This window comes from Methylomonas sp. LW13, from assembly GCF_016865255.1.
Classification (GTDB): domain Bacteria; phylum Pseudomonadota; class Gammaproteobacteria; order Methylococcales; family Methylomonadaceae; genus Methylomonas.
This window is the reverse complement of sequence record NZ_CP033381.1, coordinates 1126419-1149277: the sequence shown is the minus strand read 5'-3', so window position 1 is coordinate 1149277 and position 22859 is coordinate 1126419. Positions and strand designations below refer to the sequence as shown.

Below are 22859 nucleotides of genomic sequence, written 5' to 3'. Positions count from 1 at the left end.
GGCCAGGTGGAGCAGCGTTATATCAGTAACGCATTCGATACCACCACATGCCGACCATTTCGTGGGCCAGCAGGAAGCTGTTGGACCAAGCTGTTGGAGACGGCAACCAATCCAGCCAGCGGGATTTGCCTGCGTGACCGATAAAGGCCGTTGGCGCCGGCAAGACCTCAAAACCGGCTTTACGAAACTCCAAAGCAGCTCGCGGCATGTGGTAGGCCTGGGTGACCAGGACAATCTTATTAATACCTAACTCATTCAACAGCTCGCGACTGAAACGGGCATTTTCGGCAGTATTGCTGCTGCGCGGCTCCCGCCAGGCCACTGGAGTTTTAAACTCGCTCTCCAAGGTTTGCGCCATCAAATCCGCTTCGGGAATTTCATCCGGCTCCAGCATACCGCCCCCGGAAGCCAAAATCGGCAAACCCAGCTCCCCGGCCAACTTGGCAGCATAGCGCACACGCAGCAAGGTTCTGACATGTAAAGTAACCTGCCCAGGATATTCCGGCGCTGACGTTTCGATGCCGCCTCCTATCACCACCAAGACCTGCGGTTTAAATTGCTGCACGGCTTCGGTAGAAAGAGGCGGAACCCTTTCCCAGAGCATGGCCCAGTGCTTAACCACAATCGGCAAACTCAATAACCACAACAGTGCCAGACAGACTATCGCCATGTTCTTTCCCCATTTACGCTTGCGCAAAAGCAAGCCAACCAGCGCCAGCATCGCCAAAGAGGTTGGCGGCAACAACAGCAGCTTGATAACGTAGATAGCGATGATGGACATGGGACACGATCATCCTTGAGCAAGTATTAGTCAATATGGCTATAGACAAACCACATTGGGAGTGAACTAGAGACGCAAGGTTTTTGCGTCTCTAAAGGCTTAGCGCGGTTATATCGCCAATCTGGAAATCCCCACCGCTTCCCGCAAGGTATTGATAAACGGCCGGGTGATGGCACGGGCTTTCTCGGCGCCTTCCTGCAATTGCTGCTCGATATGCTCCGGCGCTTCCATTAAGGCTTCGTAACGCTCGCGAGCCGGGGCGATTTCATCGTTGATTTTCTCGAACAACACCTGCTTCATCTCGCCCCAGCCTATGCCTTCGGCGTAGCGTTGGCGGATCGCTTCGACTTCGTGGTGATTGGCAAAGGCCTGATAGATACCAAACAAGGTGCAACCTTCCGTATCCTTGGGTTCGCCCGGTTCCAGCGAGTTGGTTTTGATCTTGTTGATCAGTTTCCGCAGTTTCTTTTCCGGCTCGAACAACGGGATGGTGTTGTTGTAGCTTTTGCTCATCTTGCGGCCATCCAGGCCTAGCAAGGTAGCGGCGTTGTCGTCCAGCACCGCTTCCGGCAAGACAAAATGTTCACCGTAAATATGGTTAAAGCGGCTGGCGATGTCGCGGGCCATTTCGATATGCTGGATTTGATCCTTGCCCACCGGCACCTTGTTGGCGTTGAACATCAAAATATCGGCGGCCATCAGGATGGGGTAACTGAACAAGCCCATCGTGATGCCTTTGTCCGGATCGTTGCCTTCGGTTTCTTCGTTTTCGGCGACGGCGGCTTTATAAGCATGGGCGCGATTCATCAAGCCCTTGGCGGTCACGCAAGTCAGCATCCAGGTCAGTTCCAGAATTTCCGGCACATCGGACTGGCGGTAAAACACCGCGTTGGAGGTATCCAATCCCAGCGCCAGCCAGGTCGCGGCGATTTCCAGGCTGGATTGCTTGACCCTGGCAGGCTCGTTGCATTTGATCAGCGCATGGTAGTCGGCCAGAAAATAAAACGGTCTGACCTGCTCGTCTTTGCTGGCATTGATCGCCGGCCGGATCGCCCCGGCGTAATTGCCAAGATGCGGCGTGCCGGTGGTGGTGATACCGGTAAGGACAATGGATTTACTCATGCTGCTGCCTGCGCTGTCTGTAATGAAAAAGTGGCGGAATTTTACACAAATAGCCTGGGATAGTCAGGCAATAAAACCGCCGAACCTGGCAATTGCCTGGATGCCAACTGCGTCACAGCCCGCCCAAAAAATCCGCTGATTCGGGCGATATGAGCCACTATTTCCTAACCAGAGCCACGGATTTTTATAGTAAACTCCCTGCGACTGATTTTTTACCCAACCACTGCCAATCCGAATCGGGGGAAGCCAATGCTGAATCATGATGAAAAACGCGATTACATCCGTATGGATGTGGACTGTGACATTACCTATAAGCTGGCCGATTCCAGCGAGGTCAGTACCGGTAAATGCACAACGCTGAGCGGCGCCGGCGTATCGTTTATTGCCAACCGGCCGTTCGATGTCGGTTTAGCCATGGAAGTCAGCATCATGCCGAAAACCCAAATCACCCCACCGATGACGGCCTTCATCGAAGTGGTGCGTAGCGTCAAACAAGGCGACGGCAGCTTTGAAATAGCCGCATCAATCAAAAGCATTAAAGGCAATTAAGGACAACACCCGCTCCTGACAAGGACGTAGCACGCTATGTATATCATCACCAAAGAAGTTTATTTTTGCTACGGCCACCGCCTGATGAACCATCCGGGCAAGTGCCGCAACTTGCACGGCCACAGCGTCAAAGCCAGCATCTCCATCAAACAAAACAGCCTAAACGACCAAGGCATGGTCTGCGATTTTTCCGACGTGAAAGACTGCGTGGATGGCTTTATCAATAAGGTGCTGGATCACAACTTTTTACTGCATAAAGACGACCCTATCATCCCGGCCCTGGTCGCCAACCACGAACAGTTTTTGGCAATCGACGAACATCCCACCGCCGAAGTACTGAGTAAGATGATTTACCAGCACGTCAAACAACAAGGCTTTAATGTCGATCAAGTGGTGTTGTGGGAAACCGCCAGCGCCAATGCTTGCTATCGGGAAGACTAAGCATGAGCTTGGTGCAACCGGTCAACACCGCACTCTGCCTGGAAAAGATCTGCGAATCCAATTATCAGAAGTTGTTCAGGCTGATTCCGAATCTGCGCTCTTTTGATAAAACCGCCGTCGGCCTGACTCAAAACAAACCGGCGCTGTATCTGCAAGTGCTGGAGCGTAACCCCTACACCTTGACGATAGAACTTAGCCATTGCTTCGACCAACAACTGTCAGAGCACATCGTGCCGGCGGTGAAAATTCGGATTTATCTGGATGCGCAATTGGCGGAAGTGCTGCGCGACATTGACCGGCCGACAGTCGATAAGGTTTACCAAGATCCCGGCAGTCTAGTGGAAATCAGAAACTACAAATGGCGCTTAAACTATTTCCTGCAAAAGTGGCTGGATCATTGCCTTAAGACTGATTACCGCTTCACGCACGACAAACTCAACCAAGCTGCTGCTGTAAAGCCGCTCTGACACAACGCAACACGCCGTAACTGTAAGCGCCGCCCAGTTGCTCGTAGACCGGCTTCAAGGCATTGCGTTGTTCTTCCGGCAAGCTTAACAACACCGCTTCGATTTCACTGACTTCCGCCGGCGACAAGCTCAACACATCGCCCAGCGCCACCAGCCCCAGTTCCAGACTTTTGGCCATGTGATTGTAAATCGTGTCCTCGCTCAGGCCACGCTGTTTCGCCACTTGCTCGACGCTATAGCCCAATCTGAATAAATCCAGACTTTCCGCAACCGTGTCGGTGGCTGACACCGGCGGCTCGTCGTCGAATTGGGCTAACACCGCCAAAAACTCATCGCCGTATAATTCCAGTTTGCGTTGGCCGATACCGGACAACATGCTCAATTGCTGATGATTACGCGGCCGAGCATCGACCATCGCCATCAAAGTCGCATCGTGAAAAATCACATAGGGCGGCACGTCCTGCTCGTCGGCCAATTCTTTGCGTTTGGCTCGCAAAGCATTCCACAAGGCGCTGTCCGCCGCGCCACCCGGTTGGCGTTTTTCGGGTTTTTCGCGGCGGGTCTTGGCGATCTGCGCATCCTTGCGCAACATCAAAGTTTGCTCACCCCGCAACACCGGCCGGCAGGCGTCGGTCAATTTCAAACTACCGTGACCTTCGAAATCGATTTCCACCAAAGACTTGGCGACCAATTGCCGAAACACCGAGCGCCATTGTTTTTCGTCCAGCGCTTTACCGATCCCGAAGGTGGACTGCTTGTCATGGCCGAACTGGCGCATCCGGTCGTCGCTTTTGCCCAGCAACACATCAATCAAATAGGTCACGCCAAAACGCTGGCCGGTGCGATAGATGCACGACAAGGCTTGCTGCGCGGCAACGCTGCCATCCCAGGTTTCCACCGGCTCCAGGCAAGTATCGCAATTGCCGCAGCCCTGCTCCAGAACGTCACCAAAGTAGCCAAGCAGCGCCTGCCGCCGGCAACTGACCATTTCGCACAAGGCCAGCATCGCATCCAGTTTGTGCAATTCAATCCGCTTGTGCGCCTCGTCGGCATTGGATGAACCGAGCATTTGCCTTAGCGTCAATACGTCCTGCAAGCCGTAAGCCATCCAGGCGTTGGCCGGCAGGCCGTCGCGGCCGGCCCGGCCCGTCTCTTGATAATAGGCTTCCACGCTTTTCGGCAAGTCCAGATGCGCCACGAAGCGCACGTTAGGCTTGTCTATGCCCATGCCAAAAGCAATGGTGGCGACGATGATCAAACCGTCTTCCATCAAAAACTGGTGTTGATTCTTCTGCCGCTCTCTATGCTCCATGCCGGCATGATACGGCAGGGCTTTCAAGCCCTTACCGTTCAGCCACTCGGCGGTTTCCTCGACTTTTTTACGCGACAAGCAATAAACGATGCCGGTGTCGCCGGGGTGTTCGCTGCGGATAAAGGTCAATAATTGCTGACGGGCATTGTCTTTTTGAATGATCCGATAGCGAATATTCGGCCGGTCGAAACCGCTGACGAACACCTGAGCCTGTTCCAGCGCCAGCCGGGTAATGATTTCCTGGCGGGTACGCTCGTCCGCTGTGGCGGTTAAAGCGATGCGCGGTACTTGCGGAAACTGTTCGTGCAACACCGACAACAACAAATAATCGGCGCGAAAATCGTGGCCCCATTGCGATACGCAATGCGCCTCGTCGATGGCAAACAAAGCGATCTTGCAGCGGGCGAACAAGGCCTGGGTTCTGGCGTTGGATAAGCGCTCAGGGGCAATGTACAGCAAATCCAACTCGCCGTTCTGCAACTTCTGTTCGATCTCGCGCACCTGCTCCAGCGCCAGCGTCGAATTTAAATAGGCCGCTCGCACGCCCACTTGATGCAAGGCGCTGACCTGATCTTGCATCAGCGCAATCAGCGGCGAAATGACGATGCCGACGCCGTCCATCACTAGGGCCGGAATCTGATAGCACAAGGACTTGCCGCCGCCGGTCGGCATCAATACCAACACATCCCGGCCGCCGATCAATTGTTCGATAATCTGTTGCTGCTGGCCGCGAAAACTGTCGTAGCCGAACACGCTACGCAGGGTTTGCAGGGCGGGGTTATTGGTCATAAATCATTACTTGCTAAATCTAAACCGGCAAAAAAGTTGTCGAGGTATTAGACCATAGATCAGGCCATCATCCGCAACCGCCCGATCCATGCGAAATCCGCTACGGCCTTCTACGCCTTGAAATAGTAACGCACATCCCCAATCTCCTTAATTCAATGTACAGCACGCCGATTTCAACAATTCAAAATCCACCCTATATAATGCCGCGCTTACCCAAGCCGCGGAAGGCGCCTAATTTTCTATGCTCATTACTTACTGCCGTTTACCCGACCGTCTTAAATATTTGATCGATAACGATCAACAATACCTGTTAAAACAAGGCCTGAAAGGCATCGAGAAAGAAAGCCTGCGCATCACCGAGCATGGCGAGATCGCCCAAACGCCTCACCCCACGGCGCTCGGTTCGGCATTGACCCACCCTTACATCACCACCGATTATTCGGAAGCGCTGATGGAATTCATCACTCCGCCGTTTGCCGACATCCGCCAAACCCTGGACTACATGCACCAGCTCCACCAGTTTGTCTACCCGCATCTAGGCGAGGAAATGCTGCTGGCCACCAGCATGCCCTGCGGTATCGACGGCGACTTGAGCATCCCCATCGCGGAGTACGGCAAATCCAACATCGGCAAGATGAAGCACGTTTACCGTAAAGGTTTGTGGCACCGTTACGGCCGCACCATGCAAGCCATCGCCGGCATCCATTTCAATTATTCGGTGCCGGAAGCGTTGTGGCCGGCGCTGTACCAGCAAAGCGGCTGCACGGTAGGCCTGGAAGACTTTATCTCCAACGCTTATTTCGGTTTGATCCGTAACTTCCACCGCCAAGGCTGGTTGATTTTGTATCTGTTCGGCGCCTCGCCGGCGATTTGCAAAACTTTTTTCAAAAGCCGCCCGCAATTGATGGAGCAATTCAAGGAGTTTGACGAGCACACCGTGTTCCACCCCTATGCGACCTCGCTGCGCATGAGCGACATCGGTTACAAGAGCAAGAACCAGGCGGGCTTGAAGATCGATTACAACTCGCTGGACGGCTACGTGGACAGCCTAAGCGCAGCCATCAACACCCCTTATCCGGACTACGAAGCTATCGGCGTGAAAGTGGACGGCGAGTACCAACAGCTGAACGCCAACATTCTGCAAATCGAAAACGAGTTTTACAGCACCATGCGCCCCAAGCAGATCGCCAAATCCGGCGAGAAGCCGACGCTGGCGCTGAAACGGCGCGGCGTGCTGTATGTGGAAATGCGCTCGCTGGATTTGAATCTGCTGAATCCGATCGGCATCGACGAAAGCACCGCCCGCTTTGTCGAGGCCTTCTTACTGTATTGTTTATTGCAGGACAGCCCGCCGCAAGGCCCGGACGAATTCCAGGTTAACAACAGCAACCAATTGCTGGTCGCCAATCAAGGCCGCCGCCCCGGTTTGCAATTAAACCGCAACGGCGAAACCGTCACCTTACAGCAATGGGCGCACAGCATCTTGTACGCCATGCAACCGATCTGCGCGGTGCTGGACAGAGGCAGCCTGGAACGCCCCTATCAACTGGCTTTGCAACACCAGTTGGCGGTCGTTGACAATCCGGCCTTGACGCCGTCAGCCCGCATCCTGGCCTGCATGCGTGAAAATGGCCAGGAATTTGGCTGCTTTGCCAGCAATACCTCGGCCTTGCATAAACATTATTTCAACGCCGAACCGCTGGACGATGAAACCCAAAGGCAGTTCGAGGACATGGCTGCCGCGTCCCTGCAAAAACAAGCCGACATCGAAGCCAACGACAAGTTGGACTTTGATGAGTATTTATCCCGTTACTTTGCCCAGAGCTAAATCCATGACTGAATTCGACTTAAGCACCGCCCAATCCGAGCTGCAAGGTAAAAATCCGCGCACGATCTTAAAAGCCGCGCTGGCCCATTTCGACAACATCGCCATTTCCTTCAGCGGCGCCGAGGACGTGGTGCTGATCGACATGGCCTTGCAAATCAGAAAAGACATTCAAGTATTCTCGCTGGACACCGGCCGCCTGCATCCGGAAACCTACCGCTTTATCGAACAAGTGCGTAAGCATTACGGTATTTGCATCGACATTTTGAGCCCGGACCGCGAGCAGCTGGATGCCTTTGTCAAAGAAAAAGGCCTGTTCAGCTTTTACGAAGACAACCACCAACAATGCTGCGGCATCCGCAAAGTCGAACCTTTAAAACGCAAACTAGCAACACTGGACGCCTGGATCACCGGCCAACGCAAAGACCAAAGCCTGGACACCCGCGGCGACATCCCGGAAGTGCAACTGGACGCCGGCTTCTCCGGCCCCGGCAAACAATTAATTAAATTCAATCCGCTGCTGAACTGGTCATCCGCGCAGGTGTGGGATTACATCGAAGCCTATCAGGTACCGTTCAACGAACTCCACCAACACGGCTATATCAGCATCGGCTGCGAGCCTTGCACCCGGCCGGTTTTACCTAATCAGCACGAGCGCGCGGGACGTTGGTGGTGGGAGGATGCAGCGAAGAAGGAATGTGGGTTGCATGGGGGGAATGTTAAGCCGTAATCTATGGAGCCATGAGTAAGCCGATTGGCATCTCTGGCTAATCACTTTGACAAAACTCGGCTACCTAATTCTGCCCCCTCTAACTGTGATAATTAGCATTTTTACAATTAACAAATAGGCGTTCTTGGAGACAAATTAGTTGAACAGCTTACTCCCCCAATGGATTATAGATATTAGCTCGATAAGCTCTATTATCGGTCTAATAATCACTATTTTTCTATTTTTTGAGGCGCGTACCATTCGTAGATCATTCTTGCGTAGAGCTCGACTTCCGACTATTACCAAAGAGTTGGAAAAAGCCACATCCGAGATTTCGAATAGACTTAAAACTTGGTCTACGAATGAACGACCAGCCTTAGAAATGTTTGCAAAAGTTAAAGCCCTACTTGAAAATATCAAAACTAAACTACCTATTGAAGAACAAAAGAAAATTAACGAATTTCTAAGGAAACTTCAACCTAGAAAATATATGGTATTCAAATCCAGTATTTCGGAAATTACAGAAGATAAGGGCTGGAGTCTATATACTGATCTAAATACTGTAGTCACAAGCCTTCAACAATTAGTCAAAGATTCTCAATGGGATTGACATAATGAGTTTTCATAGCAAAGCAACCCAGTTGGTAACAAAATTAATTAGATTTACCAATGAAAATAAAATCCAATGGAATATAAAAGACCCTCCTAGTTCTATCACAAGAGGTACAGATGATATTGTTCCAATATATTTTGAAGCAAAATACAAAGACAAATATGTTGCAATTTATCAGCAACGATATCAAAGTTTCTACCCTGAAAATGAGTCTTTTTACTGGTCTGAAAGAATTGTATTTGCTGTCCTTGATGCCCAAGACAGAGTTCTATGGGAATGTGCTGACCACTCGCCTGCTTTAATTGATTTGATGAATACAGTAAGAGAGAAATCTGCGGGAATTGATAACCTTTTGGATGATCTCCTAGATGATGAAATTTAGAGCAAAATGTCTTAATAAATGCCATATACGATCCATTCCTTCGAAATATGTTTCGCTAAAGCGAAGCTGAATTTAATGTCGGTTCTCGGACCGACAGCCGAGATACTTTTCTTTGCTTGTCCAAAGAAAAGTATCCAAAAGAAAAGACACCCGGATGCCGCTTATGCCCTGCGTTCCTCGCTTTCGCCGGGGGTTGCCGAAAGGGGCTTCCTGCCCCTTCGGCAACGCGATGCATCCCTGCATCGCCCCTTCGGGCTGTTCCCGGCGAAAGCTGCGGTACTCGGCGCGGCATACGGGAGAAAACCCTGCACGATTTCGGAGTTAAAACATGTCAAAGATCGCCACAGAAGTCTACGAACTGCTTAAAAATGCTGGCGTCAGCGAGTGTAAAGCATTCAAAGCTGTGGAAGCCATCCAACAGCACAGCAAGGAAAACCGTCTGCATTTTGTACAGAAACAGATGCTGAAATATCAAATCTACACGGAACAGGAGTTTAAGACGCTCAAGTGGACAATCGGGGTTAATTTGGTATTCACCGTGGTCATGTTTTTGAAGCTACTTTCTTGAATAGACTAACTTAACTTTAATTTATCGTTCATACGCTCTGCGTCATCCAACTGTAAAACCAGCTGCGTAGGGTGGGCACGGTTTTTGTGCCCACGCGGACTAACTCTTCTAGTCCATTCAAGGCTTTGACATCGTACTTTTCGTCTTTTAGCATATCCAGATTTACCCAGCCCCCCAAGCTCAAGTGGTCCTAAAAACTCTCGTTCCCGGCCAAATCTGGTATGCACAGCAAGCCATTCAATTCGGTCCGTTAAATCTAAGCACCAGAGCCACTTTCGTCAAACTGCGGGACGGATCGATTTGGGTGCATTCGCCGATCGAGCCGTCAGCCCAACTGGTGACTGAAATTGCCGAAATCGGCCCAGTGCGTTATGTGCTGGCACCGAACAAGAGCCACCACCTGTTTTTTACGCCATTCATGAAGGCGTTCCCGAATGCCGAAGGCTATATCGCGCCAGGGTTAGCGGAAAAGCGGCCGGACCTTAGCGCTTACCCGGTGCTGTCACCATTGGAAAAGCCGGCCTGGACGACCGAATTAATCCCCGTATTTGTGGAAGGCCTACCCATCATTAACGAGACGGCTTGGTTTCACAGCACAACGGGTACTTTGATTCTTACCGACCTGCTATTTTGCTTCGGCGCTGAACACATCGGATTAGCGCGCGTTGTAGCGAGACTGCTCGGCGTCTACGATCAACTGGCAATGTCGCGAACCATGAAACTGTTGGTTAAAGATAAAACCGCATTGGCGCGCTCGGTCGATGCGCTGCTGGCGTTGGATGTTGAGCGGATTGTGCTGGCTCATGACCGAATCATCGAAAACGACGCCAAACGCAAATTAAGCGCGGCGTTCAATTGGCTGAGAAAATAAGGCGTTTTTTATTGTTCCCACGCTCCTCGTAGCAATCCGACCAGGCGTTCCGTTTCTTGCAACCGCAAAACCTGACTAACCAGCATTCCTGTTAGAATCGCCGCACCATCCCATCAAGGAGCATCGCCCATGAGCGACTTTTACAGCCCGCAGCACCGCCAATTGCAATCTCAACACGACACCGTCAAGCTCGCGGATCGTTTGGAACAAATGATCGTTGAACAGCAAGTCAGCGAGCAGCATCAGCCGTTTATTGAGAGCCGGGATTTTTTCTTTCTGACTACGATAGACCAGCGCGGTTACCCGACTTGCTCTTACAAGGGCGGCAATCCCGGCTTGGTGAAGGTGGTTAATCCCCAGGAACTGGCGTTCCCCAGTTACGACGGCAATGGCATGTTTTTGTCGATGGGCAATATCAACGGCAACTCGAAAATCGGCATGCTGTTCATCGACTTCGAAACCCCGCACCGGATTCGGGTGCATGGCGACGCCCGCATTGAAGCCAACGATCCGCTGCTGGCCGAATACCCTGGCGCCGAGCTGATGGTGCGGGTGGCGATTAGCGAGATATTCATCAACTGTCCGCGTTATATCCACCGCATGAGCCGGCTTGCCAGCTCGAAATACGTGCCGCAAGCCCATCAAGACACGCCGTTGCCGCAATGGAAGCGTATTGATGCGGTGCAGGATGTGTTGCCGGCTTGCGATAGTCACGCTGCAGAAAGTCTGGGCGGCATAATCACACCGGAAGAATACGGGGCGATGGTGTTGAGCCGTGACGCCTAGCTCCCCCTCCCTCCGGAAAATTACTAACCTCAACATACATTTGGAGACCCACATGAGCGAAAGAATCATTATGCGCACCGGCGAAGCCTTGGTAGCGGGCGGCCCAGCCGGTACGGCGGCAGAACCGGAAATCATCATCGGCGAACTGGACGGACCGGTCGGCACCGCGATTGCCACTTTAACCGGCGATCAAGTTCAGGGCCACACCCGGGTATTCGCGATTTTAAATACCGATATTCAGGTGCGCCCGGTCACGCTGATGGTCAGCAAGGTCACTGTCAAGAACAGCCGTTATACCAATATTTTAATGGGCACCGTGCAGGCAGCGATTGCTAACGGCGTATTGGATGCCGTGCGCGCGGGTGATATTCCCAAAGAAAAAGCCAACGACTTGGGGATTATTTGCTCGGTATGGTTGAATCCCAGCGTGATCAAAGATGACAAGCTGGATCATCAAATTTTGTTCAACATCCACCGCGAGGCCATGGCCAAAGCCATTCATAAAGCCATGACCAACACGCCGGATATTGATTGGCTGCTGGAAAACCAAGAAAAAATCACCCATAAATATTTTCAGATGGGGTTGGACGGTAAGATTTAATTAGCTGGTCACTTGGGTTGCAAGCCTTTGCAGCCCAACGCCACGCCATCTTTCCCTCCCCTGCTTTCGTCTTAACCGCCATTCCCGCTTAACACCGCACCTACTATTCAGCCGCGCTTCGCCAAGCAAACTAATAGCGCATCACTATTTGTTTGACAAAATCCGCAAACCCGCTTAAAAAGACCCTATAGTTTCGATTCGAAATTATAGGGTCTTTACTTTTTATGGGGGATACGATCATGAAAAAAAGCATTTCGTTGTTGATGGCGGGCCTGCTAGGCACAGTTGCCTTTACCGCGTTTGCGGCCGATCAGGCCGTACCGTTTCCGGAGGGCTATCGCAACTGGCTGCACGCTAAAAGCATGCTGATTCAACCCGGCCACGCCCTGGAGAATCCGTTTCAAGGCTTGCACCATGTCTACGCCAATAAACAAGCGGAAGCGGGTTTGAAAACCGGTAAGTACGCAGACGGCTCGGTGTTGGTGTTCGACTTGTTGCAATATCAGGAAAAGGATAAAACCATCCAGGAAGGCGAACGCAAGCTGGTGGGCGTGATGCTGAAAGACGCGAAAAAATTTGCCGCGACCGGCGGCTGGGGCTTTGAAGGTTTTGCCGGCAACAGCAAAACCGAACGGCTGGTGAAAGACGGCGGCACTTCTTGCTTTGCCTGCCATGCATCGGAGCAAAAAACCGATTACGTGTTCTCGCAATATCGGCCTTAGTCTCTAAAGCTGATCCTCGGGAGAGACGCAAACTATTGCGTCTCTCCATTTTCTTTAAGCTTGATCGACCAAACGGATACCGGTTTCTTCGATGACGATCCGCCGTTGTTTATACAAGCCGCCTATGGCCTGCTTGAAGACTTTTTTACTGACGCCAAAGGTGTCGTAAATAATCTCCGGCGCACTTTTGTCGGTTAGCGCCACATAACCACCGCGCTTCGCCAGTATCGTCAAAATCTTCTCAGACGTGGCATCGACTTTCTGGCCGTATTTTTCCTGGCTCAAGACCAAATCCAGCTTATTGTCGGGGCGGACTTTTTTAATATAGCCGGTCAATGACTGGCCTTTTTGCAAGGGCTGAAAAGTCTCGCTTTTATACAACACGCCCCAATATTGATTATCCACCACCGCTTTAAAACCCAAGTCGGTTTCGTCGGCGATAATGAGTTGCACCGCCTGACCGTCTTTGTAATAAAACGCCTGATCCTGAATGAAATCGTCCAAAATCATCGTGGCGGCGATGCGGTTGTTTTCGTCTAAAAACAGACGCACCAGATAAGAACGGCCTTCGACGACTTTCCCCTTCTGTTCGCTGAACGGTAACAACAAATCCTTGGGCAATCCCCATCCCAAAAACGCACCGGCATGGCTGAGCGATATACATTTTAACCAAGCTACCTGATCGACTTGCGCAAGCGGCGTTTGCAGGGTAGCGATAGTTTGATTCTTACCGTCAATGAAGACAAAGGCGTTTACAGTATCGCCAACCTTTAGATTATCCGCAGCATCTTTGTCCGCCAAGCCAATCTCGCCAAGCGCCCCACCATCCAGACCATACTGATTATCACGTTGGCTGACGACGGTTAAAGTGTTGAATTTGCCTAGTTCGATCATGAAGGTTCCGGAGTTTGATTGGGCATGAGCGTTGGCACTTGCTGGCCACACGCGGAGAAATGAAGGGCTATTATACAAACGAATCGGTAAAACCGCAGGCTGCATCTCCTTAAACGGCGGCACCTTATACTCCAAATACGCACCTAAAACGAAGTCAAAACCCCGTTATGCTAGCGCCCGTCTATAATGGACGGTTTTTTCAATTCGATAAAACCTGCTTTTATCGAATATAAGTGTCGACTATGAATCTACTGCTGAAGTATCTATCCTCTTGCTGGTTTCTGAACAACCCCTCCGAGTTAGTCCCGCCCAACTCGTTTATGTGGAAAAACGTGGCGTTCTATCTGATTTCCGGGATGATTGTTGAAGGCTTGATCTCCGATCCGGCGGACGGCACATTGGAAGTTTTGGGCCGCACCGTCATGGCTTTCGGCTCGGTGGCGATCTTATTGCTGATGGAAAAAAAATGGGGCTGTTTTAATCAGCTGTATACCTCGATTTTCGTCTGCGAGAATTTCATCATGACCTTGGCTGTCGCTGCCGAGGCTCTCGACTATTGGCTGGTATTGCAACACCATATCTACCGCGAAGAAATTGGCATAGGCATCGCGGTGTTTTTGGTTGTCTGGTATATCTCTATCGTCAGCTATATTTTTCGGGCTTTCTTCAGTTACCCAACCAGCGTCAGCGTAGTTTACGCATTTAGTTACTTCATACTGACCTACGGCATTCCAATGCTGTTGATGGATATTTGACGGTCAAGCCAGCCGGAGCCCTCTAACTCCGGCCAGAGTGTCGCTTATATTTGCGCTAAGTTACCCCGATCTTCCAGCCAGCTTTTCCTATCGCCGGCACGCTTCTTCGCCAATAACAGATCCATCTGTTCGCGGGTATCGTCGTTTTCGGCTACCGTTAACTGCACCAGGCGGCGGGTGTCGGGATTCATCGTGGTTTCCCGCAATTGCGAGGGATTCATCTCGCCCAAGCCTTTAAAGCGCTGGATGTTGATCTTGCCGGTGAGTTTCTCGGCTTCGATGCGCGCCAACACGCCCAAGCGCTCCGATTCGTCCAGCGCGTAAAATACCTTCTTGCCGACATCGATCCGGTACAGCGGCGGCATGGCGACGAACACATGCCCTGCTCTGACCAAGGCATTGAAATGCTGGTAAAACAGCGCGCAAATCAGAGTCGCAATGTGGTTACCGTCGGAATCGGCATCGGCCAGGATGCAGATCTTGCCGTAACGCAGATTTTGCAGGTCGTTGCTGTCCGGCTCTATACCCAGCGCCACCGCGATGTCGTGTACCTCCTGAGATGCCATCACCTCGCCGGAATCGACTTCCCAGGTGTTCAGAATTTTACCGCGCAACGGCATGATGGCCTGGAATTCTCGGTCCCGCGCCTGCTTGGCCGAGCCGCCGGCCGAATCGCCCTCGACCAAAAACAGTTCGGTGCGACTCAAGTCCTGTCCGGAACAATCCGCCAGTTTGCCGGGCAAAGCCGGGCCGCTGGTGATTTTCTTGCGGACGATTTTTTTGCCTGCTCTAAGGCGTTTCTGGGCGCTAGCCAGGATGATTTCGGCGATCTTTTCGCCTTCCTGCGGATGCTGATTCAGCCACAGGCTGAACGTATCCTTGGCGACGCCGGATACAAAGGTCACGCATTCGCGCGAACTCAGCCTCTCCTTGGTTTGCCCGGAAAACTGCGGGTCTTCCAGTTTTACCGACAATACAAAATGGCAGCTTTCCCAAACGTCTTCCGGGGCAATTTTCACCCCGCGCGGTAATAGATTGCGAAAATCCAGAAACTCACGCATCGCTTCGGTCAAGCCGGCGCGCAAGCCGTTGACGTGAGTACCGCCTTGGGCAGTCGGCACCAGATTCACATAACTTTCGGCGATGGTTTCCGGCAAACTGTCCGGCGTCCAAACTATGCCCCACTCCACCGCTTCGTTGCTGGCCGCCATGTTGGCCATGAACGGCGGTTGCGGAAAGATTTCGGCGTCGCCGACCCGGTCCAGCAGATATTCCTGCAAGCCGTTCTGGTAGCACCATTCGAATTGTTCGTCGCTGAGTTCGGAATTTAAAATAATTTTCAAGCCCGGACACAACACGGCCTTGGCGCGCAACACATGTTTCAGCTTGCTGACCGATACCCGATTGGAATCGAAATATTTACCGTCCGGCCAAAAATGCACGCTAGTACCGGTGTTGTTTTTACCGACCGTACCGCTTTGCTGCAGCTCGCCAACCTTGTCGCCGCCGGCGAACGCCATTTGATAAACACCGCCGCCACGCTTGATCTCAACCAGCAGTTTTTCCGACAGGGCATTCACTACCGACACACCGACACCGTGCAGACCGCCGGAAAATTGATAATTTTTGTTGGAGAATTTACCGCCGGCATGCAGTTGGGTCAGGATCACTTCCACGCCGGGAATGCCCTGCTCGGGATGTATGTCCACCGGCATGCCGCGGCCGTTATCATCCACCCGCACCGAGCCGTCTTTATAGAGTACAACATTGATGGTATCGGCGTGGCCGGCCAAGGCTTCGTCCACGCTGTTGTCCACCACTTCCTGCACCAAATGGTTGGGGCGGGTTGTATCGGTATACATACCGGGGCGCTTGCGCACCGGGTCCAGGCCGCTCAGTACTTCTATGGCGGCCGCGTTATATTCTTGGGTCATGATGTCTCGTAATAGGAAATAACAGTGTGTCGGCTGACCATTATATGTCAGCAACGCGCGCCAGAGAGGCTCCGGAACACCGGTCCTCATCAACCGGCTCACCATGCCTCGACTTCCGTAAGCGCCATCTGAAATTACCTAAGCACTGGAAAAGCCGGACCCACGCCGTTTTCCAGGGCGCCGCCACCGATTTTTGACGACAAGCCAACTGTTTGGCGCCAGCCCCGGTTTCGATCAGCGCATACGTAGAACTTGGTCGACGGCGAACACAATGGTTTCTTTGCCGGACGTTGTTTCGTTGAAATCGATAGCAGCAGGCCACAAGCCATTGAAGCTCCACTCCGCGATGGGCGTCATCGCCTGGTCATAGGCTATCAGCGTCGCATCGACCCGCGACCGGCCCGACCTACCGCTGACAAACTGTTGTCGCCAAGTCCAGAGATCCATCGACTTGGTCAAACCTTTACTGCAGGTAATATTTTTAGCCGATAAGCGTCCGGGTATCTTAACTGTAAGGTTCTCTCCCCGCGCACTAACCCTGGTTTGCTCCACTTCGTTCTGCGAACCCATGCCTTTGCAATCGGTGAAATAAGTGGTGACTCCTCCGGCGCTGAATTCGTAATAAACCAACGGGGCGGAATTGTCTATGACATTCTCAACGGCGCCGCCGCTGGCTGACGAGACCACGACTGCACCGAATAAAACGCTGATAAAACGGCTGGTTGTTTTCATGATATATCCTCAAAAAGTTTGATTCGGTGCGCCTAAACGGCGGCCGAACGGTTCGATAATTTGGTTTAGAAGAAAGCCACCGATCCGATGTTTAAACAATCTGTCGTAAAAATCGATGAACTTCGACTTGTAATGGCAAATGGAATGCCACTTTCCAAAAACCCAAGTAACAACAAAATAAACCATTGAATAAAAACAATTATTTTTAAACCGCCATCGACAAACAGCACCGCTAATACAGCCTATCGCCCACGGCATATCGTTTTTTGCACGAAATATCGTAAAACTTCGAAAGGTTAATTGGTCTGGCTTGCGAACGGTTCGTACCGAGCGGCGTAAAAGCTATCGCATAAGGGCGTAAGCGGAGAGCGGTTCAGGTGGACACGGGATAGGGATAATTGCAACGTGACATTTCGGATGCCCCCCCGCTAAGTGTTTAGGTTCGGAGCACGTGAATGGCTCGGGAAGCTGGAGCCTTGGAATCCAGGCAAACCTGGGCAACCTCAAAAATGTCACTGTAACTGCAGCCGCTGACGCCTCAGTATTAGCGAACAACTGAACGAACCGAATTGCTGCCACTAAATCGAAAACAACAGATGCAATCCAAACTCAATGGCAGAGCAATTCATACTATAATGCTTGGTCATTTTTTGAGCACCGCAAGCCACTTTATAATATGTCGAGACGTAAAAACGCATCCCAATTTGAGGAAGCGATGGAAGAACTGGAGAAATTGGTCGAGCTGATGGAACGCGGCGATATTTCCCTGGAAGAATCCTTAAAATCCTTCGAACGCGGCATCAGACTAACTCGTACCTGCCAGCAAGCACTGCAAGACGCCGAGCAGAAAGTCCAAATTTTATTAGAAAAAAACGGCCAGCAAACTTTGGAGCCATTCACCGATGAGTAACTTAAAAGCCTACCTTACCGCCTGCCAGAACCGCGTCGAACGGGCGTTGGACGCCCGGCTACCCGGCGAGAACATTCTGCCGCAAACCTTGCATCAAGCCATGCGTTACAGCGTACTGGACGGCGGCAAACGCACTCGCCCGTTGCTGACTTATGCCACCGGCCAAGCCTTGGGCTTGAGTGAAGACCAGCTGGACGCTCAGGCTTGCGCGGTGGAATTTATCCATGTTTACTCTTTAATTCATGACGATTTGCCGGCGATGGACAACGACGACTTACGCCGCGGCAAACCGACTTGTCATAAGGCTTACGATGAAGCCACTGCGATTTTGGCAGGCGATGCCTTGCAAGCACTGGCCTTTGACATATTAGCCAACGACCCAGCCATTCAAGCGGGCGCGGAAGCCCGAGTCAAAATGATCGCGGCATTGACCCGCGCCAGCGGCTCGCAAGGCATGGTTGGCGGCCAAGCCATCGACTTGGGTTCTGTCGGCCGCAAGCTGACTCTGCCGGAACTGGAAAACATGCACATCCACAAGACCGGCGCGTTGATTCGCGCCAGCGTCAATCTGGCTTCGCTATCCAAACCGGATCTCGATGCCGAAGTCGCAAAAAAACTGGATCACTACGCCAAATGCATAGGCCTATCCTTTCAAGTCAAAGACGATATTCTGGATGTTGAAAGCGACACCGCTACACTGGGTAAAACCCAAGGGAAAGATGTCGATAACGACAAACCGACTTACCCGGCACTGTTGGGAATGGCCGGCGCCAAGGAAAAAGCTCAGGAGCTGCATGAACAAGCCGTCGCCAGCCTAGCCGGCTTTGGCAGCGAAGCGGATTTGTTACGCGATTTGTCGCTGTATATCATCGAACGTACACACTAAGCGTAGCGAACTGCACGATTTATACTTCTTGCGCCACAATCCTTCCGGTTTTCCGCTTGCGTCTACTGGGCTGGCGCGGAATATTGCGGCGCAAACATATAAAGGAATTTTTTAACCCATGACAGCCTCTGATTTCCCGCTCCTAGACACCATCCAGACCCCCGCCGACGTTCGGGCCCTGAAGCCTGAACAACTGGAGCCGCTGGCCGATGAGTTGCGTCGCTATCTGACCCATACCGTCAGTATCTCCGGCGGCCATTTCTCGGCTGGCCTGGGCACGGTGGAACTGACGGTGGCGCTGCATTATGTGTTCGATACGCCTTCGGATCAGTTGGTGTGGGATGTGGGCCATCAGGCTTATCCGCATAAGATTTTGACGGGGCGGAAAGAGCGGATGCCGACGATTCGCACCTTGGGCGGGGTGTCGGCGTTTCCGTGCCGGACGGAGAGCGAGTACGATGCGTTTGGGGTCGGTCATTCGTCGACGTCGATCAGCGCGGCCCTGGGCATGGCGATTGCTTCGCAGTTACGCGGGGAAGACAAGAAGATGGTAGCGATCATCGGCGACGGTTCGATCACCGGCGGGATGGCCTATGAGGCGATGAATCATGCCGGCGATGTGAATGCCAATCTGTTGGTGATTCTGAACGATAACGATATGTCGATTTCACCGCCGGTGGGGGCGATGAATAATTATCTGACCAAGGTGTTGTCGAGCAAGTTTTATTCGTCGGTACGGGAAGAGAGTAAGAAGGCCTTGGCTAGTATGCCGTCGGTGTGGGAACTGGCCCGTAAGACAGAAGAGCATGTGAAGGGCATGATTGTGCCGGGTACTTTGTTCGAGGAGTTGGGCTTTAATTATTTCGGGCCGATCGACGGCCACGATGTGGAGATGCTGGTTTCGACTTTAGAAAAGTTGAAGGATTTATCCGGGCCGGTGTTTTTGCATGTGGTCACCAAGAAAGGCAAAGGCTATGCACCGGCGGAGAAAGATCCGTTGGCGTATCACGGGGTGCCGGCTTTCGATCCGAGCAAGGATTATTTACCTAAAGCCGCGCCTTCGCCACACCCGACCTATACGGAAGTGTTCGGCACTTGGTTGTGCGATATGGCCAAGCAGGATGAGCGGCTGTTAGGGATTACCCCAGCGATGCGCGAAGGCTCGGGCTTGGTGGCGTTTTCCCAGCAGTTTCCGAAACGCTATTTCGATGTGGCGATTGCCGAGCAACATGCGGTGACCTTGGCGGCCGGTCAAGCCTGTCAGGGGGCCAAGCCGGTGGTGGCGATTTATTCGACGTTTTTACAACGCGCTTACGATCAGTTAATCCACGATGTCGCTTTGCAGAATCTGGATGTGCTGTTTGCCCTGGATCGAGCGGGTCTCGTGGGGCCGGACGGTCCGACCCATGCCGGGGCGTTTGATTATAGTTATATGCGCTGTATTCCGAATATGCTGGTGATGGCGCCGGCCGATGAGAACGAGTGCCGGCAGATGCTGACCACCGGTTTCAAGCACAAAGGCCCGGCCTCGGTGCGCTATCCGCGCGGCAAGGGGCCGGGGGCCACGGTCGATAAGGCCTTGACCGAACTCCCCATCGGCAAAGGCGAAATCCGCCATCAAGGCAGCCGCATTGCGATTCTGGCCTGGGGCAGTATGGTGACACCGTCAGTGGAAGCCGGCAAGCAGCTGGGCGCGACGGTGGTGAATATGCGCTTTGTGAAACCGCTGGATGAAGCCTTGATTCTAGAGCTGGCGAAAAGCCATGACGTGATCGTCACGGTTGAAGAGAACGTGATTGCCGGCGGTGCCGGCAGTGCGGTGAACGAGTTCTTGCAGGCACAGAACATTCTGATGCCGGTGTTGAACATCGGCCTGCCGGATCGCTTCGTCGAGCAAGGTAGTCGCGAGGAATTGCTGGCATTATGCGGCCTGGATACTAAGGGTATCTTGGCTAAGATTCAGGCGGTTTGTGCGTAAATCTGGAGGTTAGAAATGGAGAGATTGAGAAACAAGATTCGGGATATTCCGGATTTTCCAAAACCCGGCATTATCTTCAAAGATATAACACCACTGGTCAAAGACCCAGCCACATTACGTCTAGCGGTCCATCAACTGCTACATCCTTTCTTAGGCCGCGACATCACCGCAGTGGCCGGCATGGAAGCACGCGGCTTTATTTTCGGTTCGCTGGTGGCCTGGGAACTGGGTATTCCGTTTATCCCACTCCGCAAACCCGGCAAACTACCTTATGATGTACAAAGCGTTTCTTACGACCTGGAATACGGCTTGGCTGAACTGGAAGTGCATATCGATGCAGTGGACAGTAACGACAAGGTGTTGTTGATCGACGATCTATTGGCCACTGGCGGCACCGCCAAGGCTAGTTGCGAACTGATCGAAAAGCTGGGCGCTACCGTGGTAGCCTGCGCTTTTGTGGTGGAACTGGACTTCTTGCAAGGGCGGGAAAAACTGGGGAACTACGAAGTGCATTCCTTATTGCATTACTGAGAAATACTACGGAGACGCTTCCCTGCGTCTCTTCAAACAAAATTAACGGCGCTTAAGCGGTCTTTTTTTTTTACTCATTTGGTCCATTTTGTCCGAGGCTTTTTCAAATTCCAAAGCAGCATTATCGAACGATTTGGACATGCTATCGAACGCAGCGCTACCTGCCTTTGCGCTGCCAGGACCTACCTCAATGCTATTTTGCACGTGGCCGGGTAGTTTTTTAGCCGTATCGGCTTTTGGTTTTTGCGTCGCGTTAGCTTCTTTAGGCTTTGCTGAAGAAATTTCGCCGACATCGACATCCGCGTCTATGTCAAGATCATAGTCAGTCGAATTACTCTTACCGTCATTGATCAAGTTTTTGCGGTATTGCAAAAATGACTCGCGGGTAAAGACATAAGGATCCAACGCCGCTTCGTCGATAAAATTCAACGCACCTTCGGCATTTGCTCTGTCGTTAATACCCTCGACAATACCCGTCCCCGGCACGTAAGTTCCTGGATTGGCGGCTTTATCCACCACAATTGCCGCGCCATCACGCACAGTAGTCGGCCCCAAAACCGGCAATACCAAGTAGGGGCCTTGATCGACACCCCAGACCGCGAGTGTTTGACCAAAATCTTCAACATTGCTTTGCAATCCCAAGTCGCTGGCCACATCAAATAAACCGAGCAAACCAACCGTGGAATTGGTCAAGAATCGCCCAGTATCAGAAGCACCTTGTTCAAACTTACCTTGCAGAACATCGTTCAAAACAACATTGATACCTTTAAGATTGGTAAAAAAGTTGCTGACTCCAGTTTGCATGAAATTGGGGGTTACAGTCTTGTAACCATTAGCGATGGGCTTCAGCAAATGCTTATCCAAGCCCATGTTAAAACCGTACATGGAGCGATTAAAACCTTCGTAAGGATCCGCTGCGTCTGACTTAGCTTTAGACGCTCTGTTAGCATCGACCGGATGCTTATCCGTGGTAGCACACCCGGTTACCGATAATGCGCTTGAAAATAACACCACCCAAAACAGGGATGCCTGGCTGCTGCCTTGATAACGAGGGCTATACATTACTGACGATTCCTAACAAACTTATTGCTTTGCGTAACTTTCAATTTTCTCAGTGATTTTAACGATCAAGGCATCAAAACCATCACGGCTTAATACACTAGTGTAATCCGATCTTTTCAATGCCAAATCACTGACGCCATCGGCTATTATATTGATAATTTGCCAGCCATCGTCTTTTTTCTTCATCATATAATCGAACTTGACATCCTTTTCGCCGGGAATATGCAAGTTGGTATGAATCACCACACCCCCCCTACCGGTCTCCTCTTCAGAAGCAAAGGTAAACGATTCGCCCGAATAGTCTTTAAAGTTATGAGCATATGCCGACACACTAAGCTTGCTGAATACGCTTTCCAGTTTATTCTGCTGCTCCGTTGTCAACTCTTCCCATTGCTTGCCCACCACGATTCTGGCGATTTTAGGCAAATCATGGCTCTTTTTTACCGCCACATCCAGTTTGTCGTAGCGCCCTTGAAAGCCAAGCTCTTTGCCGGCTTTCATTACGCTCAGCAGCTGATTTTGAAACTCTTCGACAACCTGACGCGCAGAAATCTCTTCAGCATTAGCTAAGGAAGACAGACAGACAAGCATTAGCAAACTAAGACCGAAATACAATTTTTTAAACATAGCCGTTATGAA

Annotated in this window: 25 protein-coding genes; 17 read left to right on the top strand and 8 right to left on the bottom strand. The window is 51.7% G+C overall.

Translation table 11 applies throughout. The annotated features are described in order from the left end of the window. Window positions 1-22 precede the first annotated feature (22 nt). Both JL719_RS05125 and JL719_RS05120 read right to left on the bottom strand, forming a co-directional pair. Window positions 23-781: a YdcF family protein gene (locus JL719_RS05125; RefSeq protein WP_033157088.1), complete on the bottom strand. Its 759-nt coding sequence runs from the start codon at window positions 779-781 to the stop codon at window positions 23-25. A gap of 108 nt (window positions 782-889) precedes the next feature. After that, the gene (locus tag JL719_RS05120; protein ID WP_033157089.1) at window positions 890-1903 is read right to left on the bottom strand and encodes a tryptophan--tRNA ligase; all 1014 of its coding nucleotides are present in this window, start codon (window positions 1901-1903) and stop codon (window positions 890-892) included. Window positions 1904-2152: 249 nt separating this feature from the next. Between JL719_RS05120 and JL719_RS05115 the strand changes: the two genes are divergently transcribed. The 3 genes from JL719_RS05115 to JL719_RS05105 are packed head-to-tail and all read left to right on the top strand — an operon-like array spanning window position 2153 to window position 3360. Next, entirely contained in the window at window positions 2153-2452 is a 300-nt protein-coding gene (locus JL719_RS05115; protein WP_033157090.1) for a PilZ domain-containing protein, read from the top strand. A gap of 36 nt (window positions 2453-2488) precedes the next feature. Continuing rightward, the gene (locus JL719_RS05110; RefSeq protein WP_033157091.1) at window positions 2489-2893 is read left to right on the top strand and encodes a 6-pyruvoyl trahydropterin synthase family protein; all 405 of its coding nucleotides are present in this window, start codon (window positions 2489-2491) and stop codon (window positions 2891-2893) included. Window positions 2894-2895: 2 nt separating this feature from the next. Then, window positions 2896-3360, top strand: coding sequence for a DUF1249 domain-containing protein (locus tag JL719_RS05105; RefSeq protein ID WP_033157092.1), 465 nt, complete (start codon window positions 2896-2898; stop codon window positions 3358-3360). Here JL719_RS05105 and recQ read toward each other — a convergent pair. After that, window positions 3329-5461: a DNA helicase RecQ gene (gene recQ / locus JL719_RS05100; protein ID WP_033157093.1), complete on the bottom strand. Its 2133-nt coding sequence runs from the start codon at window positions 5459-5461 to the stop codon at window positions 3329-3331. The two genes, JL719_RS05105 and recQ, sit on opposite strands and share 32 nt — an antisense overlap. Window positions 5462-5702: 241 nt before the next feature. Here recQ and gshA point away from each other — a divergent pair, with 241 nt between their 5' ends. From gshA to JL719_RS05055, 9 genes are all read left to right on the top strand, one after another. Then, window positions 5703-7289, top strand: coding sequence for a glutamate--cysteine ligase (gene gshA, locus JL719_RS05095; protein WP_033157094.1), 1587 nt, complete (start codon window positions 5703-5705; stop codon window positions 7287-7289). A gap of 4 nt (window positions 7290-7293) precedes the next feature. Beyond that, a complete protein-coding gene (locus JL719_RS05090) occupies window positions 7294-8016 on the top strand; it encodes a phosphoadenylyl-sulfate reductase (protein ID WP_033157095.1) in 723 nt (240 codons plus the stop codon). 139 nt (window positions 8017-8155) lie between these two features. After that, window positions 8156-8605 (top strand): hypothetical protein, encoded by a 450-nt coding sequence (locus JL719_RS05085; RefSeq protein WP_033157096.1) that lies wholly within the window; start codon window positions 8156-8158, stop codon window positions 8603-8605. A gap of 4 nt (window positions 8606-8609) precedes the next feature. Beyond that, complete coding sequence (locus tag JL719_RS05080) at window positions 8610-8990, top strand: hypothetical protein (RefSeq protein WP_129871350.1); 381 nt, start codon at window positions 8610-8612, stop codon at window positions 8988-8990. A gap of 328 nt (window positions 8991-9318) precedes the next feature. Continuing rightward, the gene (locus JL719_RS05075; protein WP_033157098.1) at window positions 9319-9558 is read left to right on the top strand and encodes a hypothetical protein; all 240 of its coding nucleotides are present in this window, start codon (window positions 9319-9321) and stop codon (window positions 9556-9558) included. 184 nt (window positions 9559-9742) lie between these two features. Beyond that, window positions 9743-10429: a DUF4336 domain-containing protein gene (locus JL719_RS05070; RefSeq protein ID WP_051670071.1), complete on the top strand. Its 687-nt coding sequence runs from the start codon at window positions 9743-9745 to the stop codon at window positions 10427-10429. A gap of 129 nt (window positions 10430-10558) precedes the next feature. Next, window positions 10559-11215 carry a pyridoxamine 5'-phosphate oxidase family protein gene (locus JL719_RS05065; RefSeq protein WP_033157099.1) on the top strand — a complete coding sequence of 219 codons (657 nt, stop codon included), beginning with the start codon at window positions 10559-10561 and terminating at the stop codon, window positions 11213-11215. A 52-nt stretch (window positions 11216-11267) separates the two neighbouring features. Further along, window positions 11268-11816: a formaldehyde-activating enzyme gene (gene fae / locus JL719_RS05060; RefSeq protein WP_033157100.1), complete on the top strand. Its 549-nt coding sequence runs from the start codon at window positions 11268-11270 to the stop codon at window positions 11814-11816. A gap of 239 nt (window positions 11817-12055) precedes the next feature. Further along, window positions 12056-12538, top strand: coding sequence for a cytochrome P460 family protein (locus tag JL719_RS05055; protein ID WP_174843446.1), 483 nt, complete (start codon window positions 12056-12058; stop codon window positions 12536-12538). 54 nt (window positions 12539-12592) lie between these two features. Here the strand turns inward: JL719_RS05055 and JL719_RS05050 are convergent, their stop codons facing one another. Beyond that, complete coding sequence (locus tag JL719_RS05050) at window positions 12593-13432, bottom strand: CvfB family protein (RefSeq protein ID WP_033157102.1); 840 nt, start codon at window positions 13430-13432, stop codon at window positions 12593-12595. A gap of 242 nt (window positions 13433-13674) precedes the next feature. Between JL719_RS05050 and JL719_RS05045 the strand changes: the two genes are divergently transcribed. Next, a complete protein-coding gene (locus JL719_RS05045; protein WP_033157103.1) occupies window positions 13675-14187 on the top strand; it encodes a hypothetical protein in 513 nt (170 codons plus the stop codon). A 44-nt stretch (window positions 14188-14231) separates the two neighbouring features. On the opposite strand, the gene parE is transcribed toward JL719_RS05045, so the two are convergent. Both parE and JL719_RS05035 read right to left on the bottom strand, forming a co-directional pair. Further along, window positions 14232-16121 (bottom strand): DNA topoisomerase IV subunit B, encoded by a 1890-nt coding sequence (gene parE / locus JL719_RS05040; RefSeq protein WP_033157104.1) that lies wholly within the window; start codon window positions 16119-16121, stop codon window positions 14232-14234. A 234-nt stretch (window positions 16122-16355) separates the two neighbouring features. Then, window positions 16356-16853, bottom strand: coding sequence for a phage tail protein (locus tag JL719_RS05035; protein ID WP_033157105.1), 498 nt, complete (start codon window positions 16851-16853; stop codon window positions 16356-16358). Window positions 16854-17529: 676 nt separating this feature from the next. Here JL719_RS05035 and JL719_RS05030 point away from each other — a divergent pair. The 4 genes from JL719_RS05030 (at window position 17530) to JL719_RS05015 (ending at window position 21158) form a co-directional block, all read left to right on the top strand. Then, on the top strand, window positions 17530-17763 hold the full coding sequence (locus tag JL719_RS05030; RefSeq protein ID WP_033157106.1) for an exodeoxyribonuclease VII small subunit: 234 nt from the start codon (window positions 17530-17532) through the stop codon (window positions 17761-17763). Beyond that, complete coding sequence (gene ispA, locus JL719_RS05025; RefSeq protein WP_033157107.1) at window positions 17756-18649, top strand: (2E,6E)-farnesyl diphosphate synthase; 894 nt, start codon at window positions 17756-17758, stop codon at window positions 18647-18649. Before JL719_RS05030 ends, ispA begins: the two co-directional genes overlap by 8 nt. A 118-nt stretch (window positions 18650-18767) precedes the next feature. Continuing rightward, a complete protein-coding gene (gene dxs, locus JL719_RS05020; RefSeq protein ID WP_129871349.1) occupies window positions 18768-20627 on the top strand; it encodes a 1-deoxy-D-xylulose-5-phosphate synthase in 1860 nt (619 codons plus the stop codon). A gap of 15 nt (window positions 20628-20642) precedes the next feature. After that, the gene (locus JL719_RS05015) at window positions 20643-21158 is read left to right on the top strand and encodes an adenine phosphoribosyltransferase (protein WP_033159602.1); all 516 of its coding nucleotides are present in this window, start codon (window positions 20643-20645) and stop codon (window positions 21156-21158) included. A 42-nt stretch (window positions 21159-21200) separates the two neighbouring features. On the opposite strand, the gene JL719_RS05010 is transcribed toward JL719_RS05015, so the two are convergent. Continuing rightward, window positions 21201-22220 carry an MlaA family lipoprotein gene (locus JL719_RS05010; RefSeq protein WP_033159603.1) on the bottom strand — a complete coding sequence of 340 codons (1020 nt, stop codon included), beginning with the start codon at window positions 22218-22220 and terminating at the stop codon, window positions 21201-21203. A gap of 21 nt (window positions 22221-22241) precedes the next feature. Next, window positions 22242-22847 (bottom strand): hopanoid biosynthesis-associated membrane protein HpnM, encoded by a 606-nt coding sequence (hpnM, locus tag JL719_RS05005; RefSeq protein WP_026602012.1) that lies wholly within the window; start codon window positions 22845-22847, stop codon window positions 22242-22244. Between the last annotated feature and the right edge of the window lie 12 nt (window positions 22848-22859).